We start from the raw sequence: 18,915 nt of genomic DNA, 5'->3' as shown, positions 1-18,915 counted from the left end.
AGACTAGTTGCGTTAGCGGGAGGCAGCCGGCCCGTTCATCTGGCCGAAACGCCCGCTGCGAAAATCCTCGAAGGCCTCGGCAATCTCGGCTTCGCTGTTCATCACGAATGGGCCGTAGCCGACAATCGGCTCGTCCAGCGGCTCGCCGCTGAGCAGCAGCACCGACACATCGGTCTGTGCTTCAAGCAGCAGCTCGTCACCGGCCCGCTCGAACAGCACCAACTGCGCCGGGCCGACTTCACGCTCGCCGTTCACCTGCAACTTGCCGCGCAGCACCACCAGCGCCGTGCTGCGTCCGGCCGCGCTGGGCAGGCGAACCTGGGCGCCGGGCTTGAGTTGCAAGTCCCAGACGTCCATGGGCGAGAAGGTCTGCGCCGGGCCCTTATGGCCGCGATACTCGCCGGCGATCACCCGCAGACTGCCGTTGTTCAGGGGTACGACCGGGATGTCGCTGGCAAGCAGCGTCTGGTAACCGGCCGCTGCCGATTTGTCCTTGGCCGGCAGGTTGACCCACAGCTGGACCATCTCCAGGGTGCCACCCTTCTCGGCAAAGGCCGGGGAATGGAACTCTTCATGGAGGATGCCGCCAGCTGCAGTCATCCACTGCACGTCGCCCGGGCCGATCAGGCCACCGGCGCCGGTGGAGTCGCGGTGTTCCAGCTCGCCCTGGTAGACGATGGTCACGGTTTCGAATCCGCGATGGGGGTGCTGGCCGACACCACGGCGGGCCTTGGTCGGGCTGAAGTCGTGCGGACCGGCATAGTCCAGCAGCAGGAACGGGCTGATGTGCTGGGCCAGGTTGTCGTAGGTGAACAGGCTGCGTACCGGAAAGCCATCACCGACCCAGTGCGGGTTGGGGCTGCTGTAGACGCCTTGGATCTTTTTCATGAGATGCCTCCTCTCGTGCATGGCTATAACCATACGAGCGCAACGACATCTGCGGTAGATCGGTTAAACTGCCTTCAGCGTTCCATTTGGAGAACAATGGTGGAAGACCTCAACGACCTTTACTACTTTGCCCAAGTGGTCGATCACGGCGGCTTTGCCCCGGCCGGCCGCGCCCTGGACATGCCCAAGTCGAAGCTCAGCCGGCGTATCGCCGGGCTGGAAGAACGCCTGGGCGTGCGCCTGATCCAGCGCTCGACCCGGCATTTTTCGGTCACCGAAATCGGTCAGGCCTACTACCGCCACTGCGTCGCCATGCTGGTGGAGGCCGAGGGCGCAGCCGAACTGATCGAACGCAACCGCGCCGAGCCCCAGGGCATCGTGCGCCTGAGCTGCCCCACCGCCCTGCTGGACTTCTGGGTTGGGTCCATGCTGACCCGCTTCATGGTCCAGTGCCCGCTGGTGCAACTGCATATCGAAAGCACCAACCGCCAGGTCGACCTGATCCAGGAAGGCATCGACATCGCCCTGCGCGTGCGCGTGCCGCCGCTGGAAAGCAGCGAGCTGGTGATGAAGACCCTGGCCCACAGCACCCAGTGCCTGGTGGCCTCGCCCGCGTTGCTCGAACGCCTGCCGACGCGGCCGGTGCTGGCCGACCTCGGTGCCCTGCCGAGCCTGCACTGGGGCAAGCCGCAGCGCGACTACCACTGGGAGCTGGTGGGTCCCGACGCGGCCCGCGCCAGCCTGCGCCACCAGCCCCGGCTGGTCACTGACGACCTGCTGGTGCTGCGCCAGGCGGCGGTGGCGGGCGTGGGTGTGGTGCATGTGCCGCTGGTGGTTGTGCGCGAGGAACTGGCCAATGGCACGCTGGTGCGGGCGATACCTGAATGGGCGCCGGAATGTGGCGTGGTGCACGCAGTGTTCGCCTCGCGTCGGGGGTTGTTGCCGGCGGTGCGGCATTTGCTGGACTTTCTCGCGAGCGAATTCGCTGCCAGTGATATCGATTGAATATCGAGGTGCTCAAGCTTCCAGTGAGAACCCCATGCGCCGGGCCGTCTCGGTCATCCAGGCTGGAATACGGGTTTTGCGTATTTTTCTCAGCTCCGCGAGGCTCTCACGCCAAAGGCCATCACATGCGCCCAATCGCTGGGCGCTGAACGCCCCCAACAAAATATGTTTGTTTCTCATGCCGAACTGCTGAGAAAAATCCAATTTCTCCCAGCTCGCGCGAGCATTAATCACCGCAGCCAGGGTCTGTTCAGCAAATGCCAGCAGCCAGCTCTGCTGATACTCCAGTGCACGCTGGCTCTGAGTATCGCTGTGAATGCCCACCGGCTTGTACGCCTCCTCTGTCATGGATTGGCCATTGTCCAGCCAGCGGATGTATGCGCATTCGATGCGTGTTGCTTCAAACTCAACCAGGTACATATCCTGATTGTTTTGAACCAACTGCTCGTACAACGCCAGCAACTCAGTCGCCAACCCCAGAGCCCCCTTGAAGTTCCCTGCTTCGGCTTCGATGACCATACAGTTGTTCAATGTTGTTCCCAGTACTGCACTGAATCGTTCAGGTTTGGATTCGCTCAATGCGCGGTTAATCGACAAGCTTTCCTTGATTAAACGCAACGCCTCATCAATCTCACCCACGTCCGACAGCCGCGATGCATAGTTCATCATGGTCAAGGCATAATTTTGCCTGTACTTCTGTGGCTCGACGTCCATTAGCACTCGGCGAATTTCCAGCCCCTCTTCGCTGGCTGCCAAGGACTTCTGGATATGCCCATTCATGACCAGACATCTTGCAAAGTTACTCAAGCTGACTGCCAGATCACTCTGAGAAGCGGGTGACGTAGGTCTCGAGAGCTTTCTTGCCCACTGTAGACCTTCCTCACTCAGTTGCAGTGCCTCCACGACCCGGCCACAGTCGGCCATACACCCTGCACAAATGCTCAGGCACCTGGCCAGCTCTCCAGCATTCGTTTCATTCTTCGGCGAAACCAGTTGACGGGTAAGCTGCAGTGCATGCTGGGCGCTAACCAGGGACTCGTCATTTTTACCCAATAATGTGAGCAGCTCCGACTGAACTCTTAAATGCCAGCTCACCATCAGGTCATTAGATCGTGTTCTGCGGATCCCGGACTTAAGCGCCAACGCTTGTTTAATGGTCGTCAAGGCCTCTTGAGTCTGACCATCGTTCTTCAATGCGAAGGCCAAGAGCCCAAGAGCTTCCAAATACTCTTCGACTGCCCTCGGCGTTTCTTTCTTGTTCTTTTTCTCAAGGTACTTTCTTACCTGACTTCGGCTTACGTAAATGCCCAGTTTCGCCAGCGGCACAATATCGAAGCCCAGCCACGGCATAAGTGATCCAGATGCTTGCGATTGTAACCGTGACGGAAGCGCTTGATAGACCTGCTCTACCACTTCCAGCAAGGGACCAGAGGACTCAAGACAGACAGCAATGCAATCATCGATACAGAAAATAAAATGTCGCCCCAGCACCTCCTCGATCACCGGCAGCAAGTCCTCCCGCTCTCGCAGCAAGCGCGCCACCACTGTCAAGCTGGATCGACGCAGCGCGCTACTGCCGGTAGCCAACACCTGATCGAGCAACTCCATCCCTCGTGCACTGAGCAGACTCTGTGCAACCAGCGCTTCGCCAATCACATCGGGGCGCAAGCCATGCAAACCTTGATGATGATCCGGATACAATGGAGTGAGCGCCCTGTACAGTGCTTTAAACTCAACGCGCTCGCCCTCGGAAACAACAAGAATTTCCTCGAGAACGCGCTCAGTGGCGATGCCATTGGCCAGGGTGGACAACGTCATTAATATGCCAGCTCTATGGACGATTTCGTCCCCTGCGCCCTCTGTAGCCGCCAATGCCTTCGCCCAGTAACGTCGCTCGTGGTTGACCAACGCACGCGGCAAGGATTCGGCAGACTTCGGACGCTCGCCTCGCAATGCCATCAACGCCGCCATCTGAATGTAGAGCGGTCTGGAGAAGTACGTATCTTCCAAGTTCGGCATATGCTCCGGCGGCTCTATCTCTAGCCTTTGAGCAAAAGCTTGCAGCGCTTGTCGGTAAGCAATCTGCCGCGCCTCGTAGCTGCCATGCAATGCTGGTATCTGGAAAGGTCCGCTCGTAGCGGGCCCCTCCAGTAAGTCCTCGCACTGAGAGTCCTTGCTCGGCAGTACTCGCCACCATTCTCCCCCTGCACGTGCCAACAACAGAAAGCGAATGGGTTTAGTGTTGTTACTGCCCTTGAGAGCCTTGAACAAAGTGAGCATTAGCGATTGGCGTGTCTCTGCATAGTCAATCACCACCAGACTTGGAATGTGGCTTGCCGTCAGGTTCCTAGCCAGTTCCAAAGCTTTTTCGGTATCACTATCGCCCGCCAGGAAGCCCGCACTCCACCCTTTCAAGCGCAAGCGGCGGCACATCTCCAGAGCCAGGCGGGTCTTGCCAACACCACCGGGGCCACAGAGCAAACGCACTTGCAAGTCATACCCGGGCTTTTCGACCCACTCCATCTGCGCCAGCAAAAAGGGTTCGCGACTGGAATCGAAGGGCACTATCGCCTCTTCGGCTCGCAACAATTGGCTATCACTCAGACCCTGTCTTGGTCGCCAACTGGCCGGTGGCAACCCGAGGCCAGGCAAGGTTTGAGCAACATCAGGTTCAATCGTTTCAACAGCCGGACCCTGTGTTTGGGGCATTTGCTCCAATTGCACAACTGGCGCAGCTTCCTGCAATGACCAACCCAACGCCTGCCCGCAGGATTGAGCGCACTGCGCCCAGGTGTACAACCCGCAAAGCTTCTCTCGCAGTCGCGCAGCATCGTGACGTTTGGACGGATCATGAGCGATCAGGGTCAGTGCCTTGGACAGTCGCTCCACATCGCCACTGGAGTGATAAGGTGCCTCCTCGCTGCCTTCGACATCAATTGTCGTGACCCAGGATTTATAGGCACCGTGCTCCAACTCTTCGAGCAGCTTGTACGCCCCGCTTTTCACGCTGACGATCAGTGGCACACCTGCGGCAATGGCTTCCCACGCGACCAGGCCAAAACCTTCGTGCCATGACGGCATCATCGCAACGGTCGAGCCACGCAAATCATCGAACAGAACCTGGCGTTGCGCGGTGAATGGCAGGGGATGGATGTTAACCACACGCCCGGCTTGCTCCAGCGCATAACGACGCAACTCGGCTTCGGCTCCTTCGCCTGTGCCCTGCGTGCGGTCCTCGAAGTCCACGCCCCGCAGCAACAGCTTTGGCTCGTTCTTGCCTTGAAACTTGTTGGGCATTTCCGACTGCGCATCTGCCTGACGTATGGCCTGGGAAAACGCTGCAACGCCCAGGTGTGCTTGTTTGATTTTGCTTGCATCGGCACTAAGGCGGCCACTCAAGAAAGCTTTGAGCGTCTTGGGCTCACGCTTGGCAGTAATTTCCGCCAAACCTGGCACCAGCATCGGAATCGTTTCATGATCGAGCATGTCGTACAGCGCGTCGCGCAACAAGGGACCGACAGCCATCACCACGTCGGCCGCTTCGAACAACTGCCGTTGTTCTTCTTCCTTGGCCCGAGACCGCTGTGCATTTTCAACAAAGGGCTCATAGCGCTCGTAACTCATGTGGTGGATCAACGCCGTGCGCCCACCGCGTGCCTTCGCCGCCAGAGCGATTGGCCCGGTGATGCGGTCATGGCCTAACCATACGCAGTGTTCGTTCGGCTCGACCCCTTCTGCTGCCAACGCTGCCCAAGCCAATTGTTCATGACCTGCAGCAAACTGCTTCTCTGTCTCCAAGCCCAGAGAGATGAGTGACACCTGCTGTGCCCTCGCATCGGCCTTCTCCTGCTCACTGGCCCAAAGCACGACACACCATGTACGCGCCTGGCGGTAATACAACGCAGCAAACGCTCCCAGTAGGTCGTGATTGAAGCTATTGATCCCACCAAATTGCGGGCCCCAACGGGTGGCAAAACAGATGAGGGTATCGAGCGGCTGCGTCATGCTTGGTTTCATGTGGTCCGAAGGTAGGCTGGCAATCAATAATGGCATTGTACCTGCATCGGGTCTCGGACCGACACGTGGCATGCTGTTCAGGGAGTCGTGCTATTGCGCGCTCAAACCAAGACTCACAATCGTCAAAAAGTGGGCAACAACCCCATCAATTGTGCAAAAAGGCTTCGATCCGCTGACTACACGCCGCCGGATCTTCCTGCATGAAGCAATGCCCCCCAGGCACCTGGCTGGCGGTGACATGGCGATTACCCTGGGCCCAACGCTGTACCGACTGCGGCACGAAGGGATAGGTGGCCTCGCCGTAGAGCACCAGGCTCGGGGTCTGCACCTGGCCCAGCGAGGCCCACATGCGCCGGGGGAAGGAACTGAAGATCTCCACTTCCCTGCTCGGCCGACACTTGAGCACCACCCCTTCGCCACACTCGCCAATGGCATGTTCGATATAGGACTGCAGCGCCGGCTCGCTCCAGCCCTTGAAAATGCCACGGCCCTCCAGCGAAGCCCGCGCCGCGGTGCGATCCGGCCAGTGGCTGCGGCGGGTGGCGGCCTTGCGCGCCAGGGCATGGCGACGGTGCAGGCCGACCAGTGCGGCTGCGCCCATCAGGCCCATCATCGAGCAGCTGAACAGCACCGGATCGAGCAGCACCGCACGCTGGAACAGCTGCGGCTGGCGCGCCAGCATCAGCGCGGTGAGCACGCCACCGAAGCTGTGGCCGACCGCGAAGCGCGGCACGTCGGCGTACTCCCCGCGACCGGCGTCAAAGGCTTCGATAGCCAGCTCCGCCGTGCGGTTCCAGCCCTGGAACGGGCCACCGTGATCGCTGTCGCCATGGCCCTGGACATCACACAGCCACAGGTCGAAGTTCTCGGCCAGGCGCGCCAGCAAGGGTTGGTAGGTCAGGCTGCAAAAGCCGTTGCCGTGCAAGAAATGCAGCAGCGGTTTGCCGCTGGCGGGTGAACGCCAGCCGCGCAAGGTGAAGCCAGCACTTGTGTCATGGGACCAGGGAATCAACTGCATGTGCCGGCGCACTCACTTTCAGGAAAACCCCGATTCTACAAAGAGCAGCGGGTACAGGGATATCACCAGCAAAGCGGCCATCAGGACATTGAACAGCATCAGCCAGCGCGGATTCTGCAATACATTTCGCAAGGCGCTGCCGAACATCACCCAGACCCAGACACTGGGCAGGTTGACCAAGGCGAACACCGTGGCGATGACAATCACGTTGGTGACATAACCCTGGGCCGGCGTGTAGGTGGTAATCGCCCCCACCGCCATCACCCAGGCCTTGGGGTTGACCCACTGGAACGCCGCCGCGCCCCAGAAGCCCAGGGGCTTGCGGCGCTCGGGGTTGCTCGCCGACAGCGGCCCGGAGGTTGCGATCTTCCAGGCCAGGTACAGCAGGTAGGCGGCGCCCACGTAACGCAGCACGGAATAGATCGGCGGATAGGCCTTGAACACTTCGCCCAGGCCAAAGCCCACCGCCAGCACCATGACCATGAAGCCGACGCTGATGCCCACGGCATGGGGAATCGATCGGCGCACGCCGAAGTTCACCCCGGAGGCCAGCAACATGGTGTTGTTGGGCCCCGGGGTGATCGAGGAAACGAAGGCAAACAGCACGAAGGCGGTAATCAGGTCGAGTGAGCTGAGCATGGCAGGCAATCCGTCGGGTTCAAGGCTGTATCGACACTAACGGAGTCTTGCCACGCCCAGGCCATACAGTTGGCGAAAATAATGGCGCTACACCTGACTGTCCTGCCTAGCCCAGGGCCTGGGCAACAAAGTCCAGGCGATCCTGGCCAAAGAACATCTGCTCGCCGACAAAGCAGGTGGGTGCGCCGAATACGCCGCGTTGCACCGCCTCGTCGGTGGCCGCCTTGAGGGCGGCCTTGACCTCGGGATCGGCCGCCCAGGCTTGAAACTGTTCGGCATCGAAGCCTGCCGCTTCCAGCACAGATGCCAGTTGCGCCAGATCGCCCAGGTTGCGCTGCTGTACCCACAGGGCCTGGAACACGCAGCTCAGGTACGCCTCAAAGCGCTGCGGCGCGAACTGCTGCACCGCCACGGTGCCGCGCATCAGGTTCAAGGTGTTGATCGGAAAGCCCGGCGGGAAGGCCAGGGGCACGCCATAACGCCGGGCATAGCGCTGCAGGTCGACGAATACATGCCGGGCCTTGGCCGGCACCATCACCGGCGAGGCGTTGCCGGTGGCCTGGAACACCCCGCCCAGCAGCATCGGCCGGTATACCAGCTGCGCATCGTGACGGGCACACAGCGCCGGTAGCTGGGTCCAGGCCAGGTAACTGGCCGGGCTGCCCAGGTCAAAGAAGAATTCAACGGTCTTGCTCATTGCAATGCGTCCTTTTCTTGTTGTTGTCAGGGATTTACCAGCGTTCCATCCACGGCCGCAGGTCGAGTTCGAAGGTCCAGGCATCCCGTGTCTGCGCGTGCATGAACCAGTAACTGTCTGCGATATGCGCCGGGTCCAGGATGCCGTCCTGATCCTTCAGGGCGTAGCGCTCGGGGAAGCTGTCGCGGATAAAGGCCGTGTCGATGGCGCCATCGACCACCACGTGGCCGACATGGATGTTACGCGGGCCCAGTTCCCGCGCCATGCTCTGGGCCAGGGCGCGAATGCCGTGCTTGGCCCCAGCGAACGCGGCAAAGCCGGCAGCACCGCGCAAGCCGGCGGTAGCACCGGTGAACAGGATAGTCCCGCGTTCGCGGGTGACCATGCGCCGGGCCACTGCCTGGGCGGTCAAAAAGCCGGCGAAACAGGCCATTTCCCAGATCTTGAAGTACTTGCGCGGGGTTTCTTCAAGAATGCTGCACGGCACATTGGCGCCGATGTTGAACACGAAGGCCTCGATCGGGCCGATGCTGCTTTCGATCTGCTCGACCAGCGCCGTCACCTCTTCTTCCTTGCGCGCATCGGAGCCGAAGCCATACGCCTCACCGCCGCCGGCGCGGATCTCGTCCACCAGCGGCTGCAACTTGTCGACACTGCGCCGAGTCACGCAGGCGATGTAGCCTTCGCGGGCAAAGCGTTTGGCAATCGCACCACCGGTCGCATCCCCGGCGCCCACCACCAGCACCACTTTCTTGTTCAAGTTCATCCATCGCCTCCATTGGTAAACGATCATTTACTAAACGAACGCTATGCTATGATCCAGGCCTCGTCAAGCAGGTGCACCGGAGACAGCCAGCGTGCGTTACGCCACCGATCACAAGGAACAGACCCGGCAGAAACTGCTGGAAAGCAGCGGTGCCCTGGCCAAGCGCGGCGGCTTCAATGCCACGGGCGTGGCCGGGTTGATGAAGGCCATAGGCCTGACCGGTGGGGCCTTCTACAACCATTTTCCGTCCAAGGACGACCTGTTCACCGAGATCGTGCGCCGCGAGCTGTCCCACAGCCCAATGGCCCAGCAACCCATGGACCGCGAACGGCTCAGCCGCTGCCTGGACCAGTACCTGACCCTGGCCCACGTGCACAACCGCGAAGGCGGCTGCGCCATCCCGGCCCTGGGCGCGGAGATTGCCCAGGCGCCGTTGCCGGTGCGCGAAGAAGCCGAACACTGGCTGTGCAGCCTGCAACAGGCCTGGGCCCGGACCCTGGGCGACCCGGACCTGGCCTGGGCGCTGCTCAGCCAGTGCGTGGGCGCGCTGGTGATTGCACGCATGCTGGCCAGCGAAGCGCGCCAGCAGCACGTGCTCAAGGCCTCCCGTGATTTTCTCGCCGGGGCCTTGCATGAAAGTCGTTGAAACGCTGCTGCTCGGTCTTGCCCTGCTCCTCCCGCTCAACGCCCACGCCGCCTGCCCCGCCGGCCAGTACGAGATCTGCCTGGGCGGCTGCATCTGCTCGCCGGTCGACCCAGGCGAAGCCCGCACCGTGCTCGATGACCTGGGGCGCATGGCCAGCAGCTCCCTGGCCATGGCCCTGCAGCAGGCACGCAACGAGGCGGCGGCCGGCACGCTGCTGCCGATCCCACTGCACATTCGCGCCCAGCTGGAACCGTATTACGATTTCCAGGTGCTGGATGCGGCGCGCTACAAGGTCGGCGACCAGCAGGCCCTGGACAGCGCCAATGCCGTGCTGCAGAACCCCGACGTCAACGCCGTGACCCTGATCGACATCATCGTCTTTCGCGACGAGGCCGATGCCCAGGACAACGTCGCGCTCTGGGCCCACGAGCTGCACCATGTGCAGCAGTATCAGCAATGGGGTGTGGATGAGTTCGCCCGGCGTTATTCCCGCGACTACGACGCCGTTGAGGCGCCGGCCTACGAGATCCAGGCAAAAGTCAGCAAGGCGTTGCGCGAACGCGCGTCCGGTCAGGCCCGCTGAACTACACTGATAGGTTGCCCCTTTTACAAATGGCCGAGGCCGTCGCTGGCTGCGGCGGCCCCGTTGACGTTGGACTTCTTGCAGGAGATCACGCAATGGACGAAGCCAAGCTACAGGATTTCATGGGAAAGCTGGTCAACGACATGGGCGCCGCCGCCCTGCTGGCCAACCTGATCCTCGGCGATGAACTGGGCTTGTACCGGGCCATGGCCGACAGTCAGTTCGTCACCCCCGAAGAACTGGCGCAACAGACCGGCTGCAATGCCCGCCTGCTGCGCGAATGGCTCAGCGCCCAGGCGGCGTCGGGCTACATGGAACACAAGGAGGGCCGCTTCCGCCTGCCCGAGGAACAGGCCATGGCCCTGGCCATCGAGGATTCGCCGGTGTACGCCGCCGGTGGCGCCTCGGTGATCGCCGCCCTCTACCACGACAAGGACAAACTGGTCGCGGCCATGCGCGGCGACGGCGGCCTGCCCTGGGGCGATCACCACCCGTGCATGTTCAGCGGTACCGAGCGCTTCTTTCGCCCTGGCTACAAGGCCAACCTGGTCAGCCAGTGGCTGCCGGCGCTGAGCGGGGTGGTCGACAAGCTCAAGGCCGGGGCCAAGGTCGCCGATGTCGGCTGTGGCCATGGCGCCTCGACGGTGATCATGGCCCAGGCCTTTCCCGCCTCGCGGTTCATTGGCTATGACTACCATGCCCCTTCGATCACCGTGGCCAACCAGCGTGCCGCCGAAGCGGGCGTGGGTGAGCACACGCAGTTCGTCAAGGCCAGCGCCAAGGACTTTCCCGACCATGACTACGACCTGATCTGCTACTTCGACTGTCTGCACGACATGGGCGACCCGGTGGGCGCCGCCAGACATGCCTACAAAGCGCTCAAGGCCGACGGCACGGTGCTGCTGGTCGAGCCCTATGCCGGTGACAACCTCGATGCCAACAGCACGCCGGTGGGCCGGCTGTTCTACGCCGCCTCCACGTTCATCTGTACGCCTAACTCGCTGTCCCAGGAAGTCGGCCTGGGCCTGGGCGCGCAAGCCGGGGAAGCGCGCCTGCGTGCGGTGTTTGAAGAAGCAGGTTTCAAGACCTTCAGACGGGCTACGGAAACGCCGTTCAACCTGATTCTCGAAGCGCGCAAGTAAACCCCATCGCAGGCTTCGCCAGCTCCCACAAGCCCCCCGACCTTTGTGGGAGCTGGCGAAGCCTGCGATCGACCGCACCGCGGTCGCCCTCCCCTATCCCCCACACGTCACCCTGGCAGAGAAATTTGCAGGAAGCACTTGCATGCAAAGTATTATGGTATACCATCAGACAACAAGACCTAGCCCCCACCTGCACAGGAGCAGCCCATGAGTTTCGAAATCCGCAAGATCGTCACCTACGCCGAAGAAACCTTCATCGAAGGGGGCAAGGCCACCGACAAGCCGGTGACCATGGTCGGCCTGGCCGTGGTGATCAAGAACCCGTGGCTGGGCCGCGGCTTTGTCGAAGACCTCAAGCCTGAAATCCGCGCCAACTGCTCGGACCTGGGTGCACAGATGGTCGAGCGCCTGTGTGCCGCCATCGGCGGTGCCGACAAGATCGAAGCCTACGGCAAGGCCGCTGTGGTCGGCGCCGATGGCGAGATCGAGCACGCCTCGGCGGTGATCCACACCCTGCGTTTCGGCAACCACTACCGCGAGGCGGTCAAGGCCAAGAGCTACCTGAGCTTCACCAACAAGCGCGGCGGTCCGGGCACCTCGATCCAAATCCCGATGATGCACAAGGACGACGAAGGCCTTCGCTCGCACTACATCACCCTGGAAATGCAGATCGAGGACGCCCCGCGCGCCGACGAGATCGTGGTGGTCCTGGGGTGCGCCGACGGTGGCCGCCTGCACCCGCGCATCGGCAACCGCTACATCGACCTGGAAGAGCTGGCCGCTGAAAAAGCGCAATAACAATAACGACGCCCTAGGAGCGACCGATGATTCAGCCTGCTGCTGAACGCACCCCGGCCGGCACCAGTTACCTGGCGACCGGCCAAGGCCAGCCCGTGGTCCTGATCCACGGCGTGGGCCTGAACAAAGAAATGTGGGGCGGCCAGGTCGTTGGCCTGGCCAGCGACTACCGGGTAATCGCCTACGACATGCTCGGCCACGGCCAGAGCCCACGTCCGCAGCAAGGTTGCGGCCTGCCCGGCTATGCCGCGCAACTGGCCGAGCTGCTCGATCACCTGCAACTGCCCCAGGCGACCATCATCGGTTTTTCCATGGGCGGCCTGGTGGCCCGCGCCTTCGCCCTGCACTACCCGCAGCGCCTGGCCGCGCTGGTGGTGCTCAACAGCGTGTTCAACCGTAGCGCCGAGCAGCGCGCCGGGGTCATCGCCCGTACCGCCCAGGCGGCCGAGCACGGCCCGGACGCCAATGCCGAAGCGGCCCTGGCGCGCTGGTTCAGCCGCGAGTACCAGGCGGCCAACCCGGCGCAGATCGCCGCCATCCGCCAGACCCTGGCCAGCAACGATCCGCAGGGCTACCTGACCACCTACGAACTGTTCGCCACCCAGGACATGTACCGCGCCGACGACCTGGGCAGCATCCAGGTGCCGACCCTGATCGCCACCGGCGAATGGGACCTGGGCTCGACCCCGGACATGACCCGGCAACTGGCCCGGCGCATACCCGGTGCCCAAAGCGTGGTACTGGCCGAGCAACGGCATATGATGCCGGTAGAGTCGCCGCGCCTGGTCAACCAGATGCTGCTGGACTTTCTCGGCGACGCCAAAACCCTCTCCGATTCAGCCAAGGGGATCGTTGCATGACTCTCGTACGATTTCAGATGTGCATCGACGGCCAGTGGCTCGATGCCCAGAGTGGCAAGACCTTCGACAGCCTCGACCCGTCCACCGCCCAGGCCTGGGCGCAATTGCCCGATGCCGATGAAGCGGATGTCGAGCGCGCCGTCCAGGCCGCCCAGGCGGCCTTCGACAACCCGGCCTGGCGCGGCCTGACCGCCACCGCCCGAGGCAAACTGCTGCGCCGCCTGGGCGACCTGATCAGCGCCAACAAGGAACACCTGGCCCAGCTGGAAAGTCGCGACAACGGCAAGCTGATCCGCGAAACCCGCGGCCAGGTCAGCTACCTGCCGGAGTTCTTCCACTACACCGCCGGCCTTGCCGACAAGCTCGAAGGCGGCACCCTGCCGCTGGACAAGCCCGACCTGTTCGCCTACACCGTACACGAGCCGATCGGCGTGGTCGCCGCAATCATCCCCTGGAACAGCCCGCTGTACCTGACCGCGATCAAGCTGGCTCCGGCCCTGGCCGCCGGCAACACCATCGTCATCAAGCCGTCCGAACATGCCTCGGCGACCGTCCTGGAGCTGGCGCGCCTGGCCCTGGAGGCCGGCTTCCCGCCGGGCGTGGTCAACGTCGTCACAGGCTTTGGTCCGAGCACCGGCGCGGCGCTGACCCGCCACCCGCTGGTGCGCAAGATCGCCTTTACCGGCGGCGCCGCCACTGCCCGCCATGTGGTGCGCAGCAGCGCCGAGAACTTCGCCAAGCTGTCGCTGGAATTGGGCGGCAAGTCGCCGAATATCATCTTCGCCGACGCGGACCTGGACAGCGCCATCAACGGCGCAGTGGCCGGCATCTATGCCGCCTCCGGGCAAAGCTGCGTGGCCGGCTCGCGCCTGCTGGTGCAGGACGAGATCTTTGATGAATTCGTTGCGCGCCTGGTCGAGCGGGCCAAACGCATCAAGATCGGCAACCCTCAGGACGAAAGCAGCGAAATGGGCCCCATGGCCACCGCCCAGCAACTGGCCGTGGTCGAAGGCCTGGTGGCGGCGGCCAAGGCCGAAGGCGCGACGTTGCGCCTGGGCGGCAAGCGCGCCGAGGTCGACAGCGACGGCTGGTACTACGAGCCGACTTTGTTCGAATGCGACAGCAACTCGATGAAGATCATGCAGGAAGAAGTCTTCGGCCCGGTGGCGGCGGTGATCCGTTTCAAGACCGAGGCCCAGGCGCTGGCCATGGCCAACGACTCGCAGTTTGGCCTGGCCGCCGGCATCTGGACCCGCGACCTGGGCCGTGCCCACCGACTGGCCCGCGACGTGCGCTCGGGGATCATCTGGGTCAACACCTACCGCGCGGTCTCGGCCATGGCGCCGATCGGCGGCTTCAAGAACAGCGGCTACGGGCGCGAGAGCGGCATCGACTCGGTACTGGCCTACACCGAACTGAAGACGGTGTGGATCAACCTCTCGACCGCGCCGATGCCCGACCCCTTTGTCATGCGTTAGGAGACCTGCGTCATGATCGAACCCGGCATTTACAAAGACGTGATGGGCTCCTTCCCTTCCGGCGTCACGGTGGTCACCACCCTGGACGCCGACGGGGCCATCGTCGGCATCACCGCCAGCGCCTTCAGCGCGCTGTCGATCGACCCGGCGCTGGTGCTGTTCTGCCCCAACTACGCCTCCGATACCTATCCGGTGCTGCGTGACAGCAAGCAGTTCGCCATTCACCTGCTGGCCGCCGGACAAACCGCCGAGGCCTATGCCTTCGCCGGCAAGGGCAAGGACAAGGCCAAAGGCATCGACTGGCACCTGAGCGAACTGGGCAACCCGCTGCTGGGCAATGCCACGGCGATCATCGAGTGCGAGCTGTGGCGCGAGTACGACGGCGGCGACCACGCCATCATCGTCGGCGCGGTGAAAAACCTAATCCTGCCCGATCAACCGGCCACGCCGATGATCTACCACAAGGGCAAGCTCGGCGCCCTGCCGCCGCTGGCCTGATTTCCCTTAGGGGGCCGTGCGCCACACCTCGGTTGCGGCCCCCGTTTTTTTTCGGAGCCGATCATGAGCAACGAGAAGTACCAGAAAGGCCTTGAGATCCGCACCCAGGTGCTGGGCCAGGACTACGTCCAGAAATCCATCGAGAACGCCGACGACTTCACCCGCCCCTTGCAGGAGCTGGTCACTGAATACTGCTGGGGGCATGTCTGGGGCCGCGAAGGCCTGTCGCTCAAGGAGCGCAGCATGATCAACCTGGCGATGATTTCCGCGCTCAATCGCCCCCACGAACTCAAGCTGCACATACGCGGCGCCTTGCGTAACGGTCTGAGTCGTGAGCAAATACGCGAAATCCTGCTTCAAGTCGGCATCTACTGCGGCGTGCCCGCGGCCGTGGACAGCTTCCGCCTGGCCCGCGAGGCGTTCGCCGAGGCCGACTCGCAGGCAACCCGTTAACGACTGGCTGTTCGGCACCGCAACGGCGCACCGGGGTTCGAGGTGCGCGACGGCGGTGAAGGCAACAGCCAATTTCAGAGCACAGACGATGAAACGCCAGCCCCTCGACGACAGCTTCAAGGTCAACCGCAACCCCGTAACCCTGCGCGAAATCGTGCTCGACAAACTGCGCGGGGCGATCATGAGCTTCCAGTTGCTGCCGGGCGACCGGCTGGTCGAGCGCGACCTGTGCGACCGCCTGGGCGTGAGCCGCACGTCGGTGCGTGAAGCGCTGCGCCACCTGGAGTCCGAGGGCCTGGTGGAGTTCGCCGACGCCAAGGGCCCGCGCGTAGCCATCATCACCCTGGAAGACGCCCGCGACATCTACGAGCTGCGCTGCGTACTCGAAGGCCTGATCGTCCAGCTGTTCACCTTGAACGCCAAGGCCAAGGACATCCGTGCCCTGGAGAAGGCCCTGGAGGTGAACCGCAGGTCACTTGAAGAAGGCGAACTGCAACAAGTGCTCGATTCGGTACAGGGCTTCTACGACGTGCTGCTCGAAGGCTCCGGCAACCATGTCGCCGCCACCCAGCTGCGCCAGTTGCAGGCGCGCATCAGCTACCTGCGCGCCACCTCGGTGTCCCAGGAAAACCGCCGTGGGGCCAGTAACCAGGAAATGGAAAAGATCGTCGCCGCGATCAAGAGCGGCGATCCGCTGGCCGCCCACCAGGCCTCGGTCGACCATGTGCGCGCCGCGGCCAAGGTGGCCCTGGACTACTTGCGCCAGAAACACGACGACACCAGCAAGGTGCGTGACATCGCCACGCCGATTGTCCTCAAAGAACCCCGCATAGGTCGCTGATCATGCCTGCCGTCCCTCGCTATTGCCCGCAATGCACTGCCGCGCTGCACCAGGGACGGCCCACCGGCGACACCCACGAGCGCCTGATGTGCAACGCTTGTGGCTACATCCACTATGTGAATCCCAAGCTGATCGCCGGCTGCATCATCGAGCAGGACGGCAAGTACCTGTTGTGCCAGCGCGCCATCCCGCCGCGCCCCGGTACCTGGACCTTGCCCGCCGGCTTCATGGAAAGCGGCGAGACCACCGAAGAGGCGGCCCTGCGCGAAGTCTGGGAAGAAAGCGGCGTACGTGCCGAAATCATCTCGCCCTACTCGATCTTCAGCGTCCCGAAGATCAGCGAGGTGTACATCATCTTCCGCGCCATCGCCCTGGAGGTCACCGGCCAGTACGGCCCGGAAACCCTCGACTACCGCTTCTTCGCCCCCGAGGACATCCCTTGGGACCAGATCTACTACCCGGCGATCCGCCAAATCCTCGAACGCTACATCGAAGAGCGCCAGGCCGGCGTCTACGGCATCTACATGGGCAACGACGACACCGGCAAGGTGCATTTCATCCGCTAGCCCTGTCTCTAATACCGTCGTGGACACCCGTAATCGGCGGTCAAACTCTCTCCTGAAACTGGCCGTTGGGCAACTGTAGCGCCGGGACCGGATAGATTCGTATACCATATCCTGAAATAACTTCGGACGATGCCACCGTGACCGTACCCCGCCTCAACGCCCCGGACCTGGGCAATACGCCTTCGACTTCGGAAATCATCACCCGTCACCTGCGCGATGCGATCATCGCCGGGCACTTCGCCGAAGACGAACCGATCCGCCAGGACGATATCGCCCGCCAGTTCAACGTCAGCAAGATCCCCGTGCGCGAAGCGCTCAAGCGCCTGGAGGCCGAAGGCCTGGTGATGTTCCAGCGCAACCGTGGGGCGATGGTTACGCGCATGTCGGAACCTGAGCTGGCGCAGATGTTCGAGGTGCGCATGCTGCTCGAAGACAAGGCGTTGCGCCTGGCCATTCCGAACATGACCGAGGAGACCTTCGCCCGTGCCGAGCGGATCTGCCAGGAGTTCGTTGGCGAGAACGATGTCGGCCGCTGGGCCGAGCTCAATTGGGAGTTGCATGCTTGCCTGTACGAACCGGCGCAGCGGCCGTTCCTGGTGAATATGATCCGTTCGGTGAACGACAAGCTGGAGCGCTACCTGCGGATGCAGATGAGCCTGTCGGCGGGCAAGGAACGCGCCGATCATGAACACCGGGAGATTCTTGATGCCTGTCGGTCCAAGGATATCGAGCGTGCGGTGAGGTTGCTCGACGAACATATCGCGGGCGTCTGCAAGACCCTCTTCGAGCACTTGCCGCAAACCAGGTGAGCGGCAGACCGGATGTGCTCCCTGTAGCCGCTGCCGCCAGGCTGCGATCGGCCGCGAAGCGGTCGTAAAACCTGCCTCACGCAGGACTTCCGGCCCCTGCGACTGCTGCGCAGTCGATCGCAGCCTGGCGGCAGCGGCTACGGGCCAATACTTTGTCATCAGCGAGATGATCCATTCGAGGCGGTGACGCTGCTGGCCCCTTCCGCCTTTACGGCGGGCCACTTTGTCATGGCAAAGTGGCGCAAACCGTGCGTCCCTGCATCCGGCTACGCAATACCTGCGCTCAGCCTCCTGAAGGGACGAATCGCGTCGTCTGGGCTGGCGATGTACGAACAGCAAAAGCAAAAGCAAAGGCGAAATCGGAAAACTGAGACCGAGCTTCGCTCTGCTTTTGCTCTTGCTTCTGAGCGCGACATTCCAGGCGCCATCGATCGTCCCTTCAGGAGGCCGAGTGGAACCCTTGCGTAGTGGGGCGACGGCCATGGATGGCCGGCGAGCGCCGTAGGGCCAGGGACGGCCCTTCGGCGCGCCCCCGCGGGAGCAAGGGTGGAACGAGGGTACCCGTAGCGAAGCGAAGGGCCGGATGCAGGGACACGGGTTTTGCCCACTTTTGCCCTCAAAAGTGGGTCGCCGTAAAGGGCGAAACCAGCCGTTGGAGCCGCCGCAGGGAATGGATATGCTCACTGTCTTCAGTGCCAACGCTTTGGCTTGCCGTGTTGCGAGCTGATCCATTCGCGATGGTGACGCTGCTGGCCCCTTCCGCCCTTACGGCGGGCCACTTTGTCATGGCAAAGTGGCGCAAACCGTGCGTCCCTGCATCCGGCCCTACGCTTCGCTGCGGGTCCCTTCCCTCCGGCATTGCTCCCGCCGGGACGCACCGAAGGGCCATCCATGGCCCTGCGGTACTTGCAGGCCATCCATGGCCTGCACCCGGCTACGCAATACCTGCGCTCAGCCTCCTGAAGGGACGAACCGTGTCGTCTGGACTGGTGATGTACGAACAGCAAAAGCAAAAGCAAAGGCGGAAAGCCGAACCCGTGCTTCGCTCTGCTCCTGCTTTTGCTCCTGCTTTTGCTCCTGCTTTTGCTCCTGCTCCTGCTCCTGCTCCTAAGCGCACGATATTCCAGGCGCCACCGATCGTCCCTTCAGGAGGCCGAGTGGAACCCTTGCGTAGTGGGGCGACGGCCATGGATGGCCGGCGAGCGCCGTAG

At 62.7% G+C, this 18,915-nt stretch carries 18 protein-coding genes; 12 read left to right on the top strand and 6 right to left on the bottom strand.

The window, feature by feature from the left end:
• Positions 1 to 12 precede the first annotated feature (12 nt).
• On the bottom strand, positions 13 to 888 hold the full coding sequence (locus tag ACIQUS_RS11370; protein ID WP_403046866.1) for a pirin family protein: 876 nt from the start codon (positions 886 to 888) through the stop codon (positions 13 to 15).
• A 96-nt stretch (positions 889 to 984) separates the two neighbouring features.
• On the opposite strand from ACIQUS_RS11370, the gene ACIQUS_RS11365 reads away from it, so the two are divergent.
• Positions 985 to 1,893, top strand: a complete 909-nt coding sequence (locus tag ACIQUS_RS11365; RefSeq protein WP_403046863.1) for a LysR family transcriptional regulator — start codon at positions 985 to 987, stop codon at positions 1,891 to 1,893.
• A 12-nt stretch (positions 1,894 to 1,905) separates the two neighbouring features.
• Here ACIQUS_RS11365 and ACIQUS_RS11360 read toward each other — a convergent pair whose 3' ends face one another.
• The 5 genes from ACIQUS_RS11360 to ACIQUS_RS11340 all read right to left on the bottom strand — a co-directional run bounded on the left by ACIQUS_RS11360 (position 1,906) and on the right by ACIQUS_RS11340 (position 9,030).
• Entirely contained in the window at positions 1,906 to 5,898 is a 3,993-nt protein-coding gene (locus tag ACIQUS_RS11360; RefSeq protein ID WP_403046861.1) for a glycosyltransferase, read from the bottom strand.
• A gap of 157 nt (positions 5,899 to 6,055) precedes the next feature.
• Positions 6,056 to 6,928 (bottom strand): alpha/beta fold hydrolase, encoded by an 873-nt coding sequence (locus ACIQUS_RS11355; RefSeq protein WP_403046859.1) that lies wholly within the window; start codon positions 6,926 to 6,928, stop codon positions 6,056 to 6,058.
• Positions 6,929 to 6,946: 18 nt separating this feature from the next.
• Positions 6,947 to 7,567, bottom strand: a complete 621-nt coding sequence (locus ACIQUS_RS11350) for a LysE family translocator (RefSeq protein WP_403046857.1) — start codon at positions 7,565 to 7,567, stop codon at positions 6,947 to 6,949.
• A gap of 106 nt (positions 7,568 to 7,673) precedes the next feature.
• Positions 7,674 to 8,264, bottom strand: coding sequence for a 2-hydroxychromene-2-carboxylate isomerase (locus ACIQUS_RS11345; protein WP_403046855.1), 591 nt, complete (start codon positions 8,262 to 8,264; stop codon positions 7,674 to 7,676).
• Between the two features lie 34 nt (positions 8,265 to 8,298).
• A complete protein-coding gene (locus ACIQUS_RS11340) occupies positions 8,299 to 9,030 on the bottom strand; it encodes an SDR family oxidoreductase (protein WP_403046852.1) in 732 nt (243 codons plus the stop codon).
• Between the two features lie 91 nt (positions 9,031 to 9,121).
• On the opposite strand from ACIQUS_RS11340, the gene ACIQUS_RS11335 reads away from it, so the two are divergent.
• The 11 genes from ACIQUS_RS11335 (at position 9,122) to ACIQUS_RS11285 (ending at position 17,704) form a co-directional block, all read left to right on the top strand.
• The gene (locus ACIQUS_RS11335; RefSeq protein WP_403046849.1) at positions 9,122 to 9,676 is read left to right on the top strand and encodes a TetR/AcrR family transcriptional regulator; all 555 of its coding nucleotides are present in this window, start codon (positions 9,122 to 9,124) and stop codon (positions 9,674 to 9,676) included.
• Positions 9,663 to 10,259, top strand: coding sequence for a DUF4157 domain-containing protein (locus ACIQUS_RS11330; protein WP_403046847.1), 597 nt, complete (start codon positions 9,663 to 9,665; stop codon positions 10,257 to 10,259). Before ACIQUS_RS11335 ends, ACIQUS_RS11330 begins: the two co-directional genes overlap by 14 nt.
• A 95-nt stretch (positions 10,260 to 10,354) precedes the next feature.
• Positions 10,355 to 11,401, top strand: coding sequence for a class I SAM-dependent methyltransferase (locus ACIQUS_RS11325; protein ID WP_403046844.1), 1,047 nt, complete (start codon positions 10,355 to 10,357; stop codon positions 11,399 to 11,401).
• A 207-nt stretch (positions 11,402 to 11,608) separates the two neighbouring features.
• On the top strand, positions 11,609 to 12,199 hold the full coding sequence (locus ACIQUS_RS11320; RefSeq protein WP_285861039.1) for an amino acid synthesis family protein: 591 nt from the start codon (positions 11,609 to 11,611) through the stop codon (positions 12,197 to 12,199).
• 26 nt (positions 12,200 to 12,225) lie between these two features.
• Positions 12,226 to 13,059 (top strand): alpha/beta fold hydrolase, encoded by an 834-nt coding sequence (locus ACIQUS_RS11315; protein ID WP_403046840.1) that lies wholly within the window; start codon positions 12,226 to 12,228, stop codon positions 13,057 to 13,059.
• Positions 13,056 to 14,537, top strand: coding sequence for an aldehyde dehydrogenase (locus ACIQUS_RS11310; RefSeq protein ID WP_403046837.1), 1,482 nt, complete (start codon positions 13,056 to 13,058; stop codon positions 14,535 to 14,537). Before ACIQUS_RS11315 ends, ACIQUS_RS11310 begins: the two co-directional genes overlap by 4 nt.
• A gap of 12 nt (positions 14,538 to 14,549) precedes the next feature.
• Entirely contained in the window at positions 14,550 to 15,035 is a 486-nt protein-coding gene (locus ACIQUS_RS11305) for a flavin reductase family protein (protein ID WP_403046834.1), read from the top strand.
• Between the two features lie 63 nt (positions 15,036 to 15,098).
• Entirely contained in the window at positions 15,099 to 15,488 is a 390-nt protein-coding gene (locus ACIQUS_RS11300) for a carboxymuconolactone decarboxylase family protein (RefSeq protein WP_403046832.1), read from the top strand.
• A gap of 88 nt (positions 15,489 to 15,576) precedes the next feature.
• Positions 15,577 to 16,329, top strand: coding sequence for a GntR family transcriptional regulator (locus ACIQUS_RS11295; protein ID WP_403046829.1), 753 nt, complete (start codon positions 15,577 to 15,579; stop codon positions 16,327 to 16,329).
• A 2-nt stretch (positions 16,330 to 16,331) separates the two neighbouring features.
• Positions 16,332 to 16,895: an NUDIX hydrolase gene (locus ACIQUS_RS11290; RefSeq protein ID WP_403046826.1), complete on the top strand. Its 564-nt coding sequence runs from the start codon at positions 16,332 to 16,334 to the stop codon at positions 16,893 to 16,895.
• Between the two features lie 137 nt (positions 16,896 to 17,032).
• Positions 17,033 to 17,704, top strand: a complete 672-nt coding sequence (locus ACIQUS_RS11285) for a GntR family transcriptional regulator (RefSeq protein ID WP_403046824.1) — start codon at positions 17,033 to 17,035, stop codon at positions 17,702 to 17,704.
• Positions 17,705 to 18,915: the final 1,211 nt, after the last annotated feature.

This window comes from Pseudomonas sp. NPDC090755 (assembly GCF_044769005.1).
Classification (GTDB): Bacteria; Pseudomonadota; Gammaproteobacteria; order Pseudomonadales; family Pseudomonadaceae; genus Aquipseudomonas.
The sequence above is the reverse complement of the archived record's forward strand: the minus strand, read 5'-3'. Positions and strand labels throughout refer to the sequence as shown.

Bases quoted from the DNA above. Each gene is read 5' to 3' on its own strand.
- ACIQUS_RS11295 (WP_403046829.1), top strand. From the start codon at position 15,577: ATGAAACGCCAGCCCCTCGACGACAGCTTCAAGGTCAACCGCAACCCC.
- ACIQUS_RS11350 (WP_403046857.1), bottom strand. From the start codon at position 7,567: ATGCTCAGCTCACTCGACCTGATTACCGCCTTCGTGCTGTTTGCCTTC.
- ACIQUS_RS11315 (WP_403046840.1), top strand. From the start codon at position 12,226: ATGATTCAGCCTGCTGCTGAACGCACCCCGGCCGGCACCAGTTACCTG.
- ACIQUS_RS11365 (WP_403046863.1), top strand. From the start codon at position 985: ATGGTGGAAGACCTCAACGACCTTTACTACTTTGCCCAAGTGGTCGAT.
- ACIQUS_RS11360 (WP_403046861.1), bottom strand. From the start codon at position 5,898: ATGACGCAGCCGCTCGATACCCTCATCTGTTTTGCCACCCGTTGGGGC.
- ACIQUS_RS11290 (WP_403046826.1), top strand. From the start codon at position 16,332: ATGCCTGCCGTCCCTCGCTATTGCCCGCAATGCACTGCCGCGCTGCAC.
- ACIQUS_RS11305 (WP_403046834.1), top strand. From the start codon at position 14,550: ATGATCGAACCCGGCATTTACAAAGACGTGATGGGCTCCTTCCCTTCC.
- ACIQUS_RS11320 (WP_285861039.1), top strand. From the start codon at position 11,609: ATGAGTTTCGAAATCCGCAAGATCGTCACCTACGCCGAAGAAACCTTC.
- ACIQUS_RS11340 (WP_403046852.1), bottom strand. From the start codon at position 9,030: ATGAACTTGAACAAGAAAGTGGTGCTGGTGGTGGGCGCCGGGGATGCG.
- ACIQUS_RS11355 (WP_403046859.1), bottom strand. From the start codon at position 6,928: ATGCAGTTGATTCCCTGGTCCCATGACACAAGTGCTGGCTTCACCTTG.
- ACIQUS_RS11330 (WP_403046847.1), top strand. From the start codon at position 9,663: ATGAAAGTCGTTGAAACGCTGCTGCTCGGTCTTGCCCTGCTCCTCCCG.
- ACIQUS_RS11370 (WP_403046866.1), bottom strand. From the start codon at position 888: ATGAAAAAGATCCAAGGCGTCTACAGCAGCCCCAACCCGCACTGGGTC.
- ACIQUS_RS11300 (WP_403046832.1), top strand. From the start codon at position 15,099: ATGAGCAACGAGAAGTACCAGAAAGGCCTTGAGATCCGCACCCAGGTG.
- ACIQUS_RS11345 (WP_403046855.1), bottom strand. From the start codon at position 8,264: ATGAGCAAGACCGTTGAATTCTTCTTTGACCTGGGCAGCCCGGCCAGT.
- ACIQUS_RS11325 (WP_403046844.1), top strand. From the start codon at position 10,355: ATGGACGAAGCCAAGCTACAGGATTTCATGGGAAAGCTGGTCAACGAC.
- ACIQUS_RS11310 (WP_403046837.1), top strand. From the start codon at position 13,056: ATGACTCTCGTACGATTTCAGATGTGCATCGACGGCCAGTGGCTCGAT.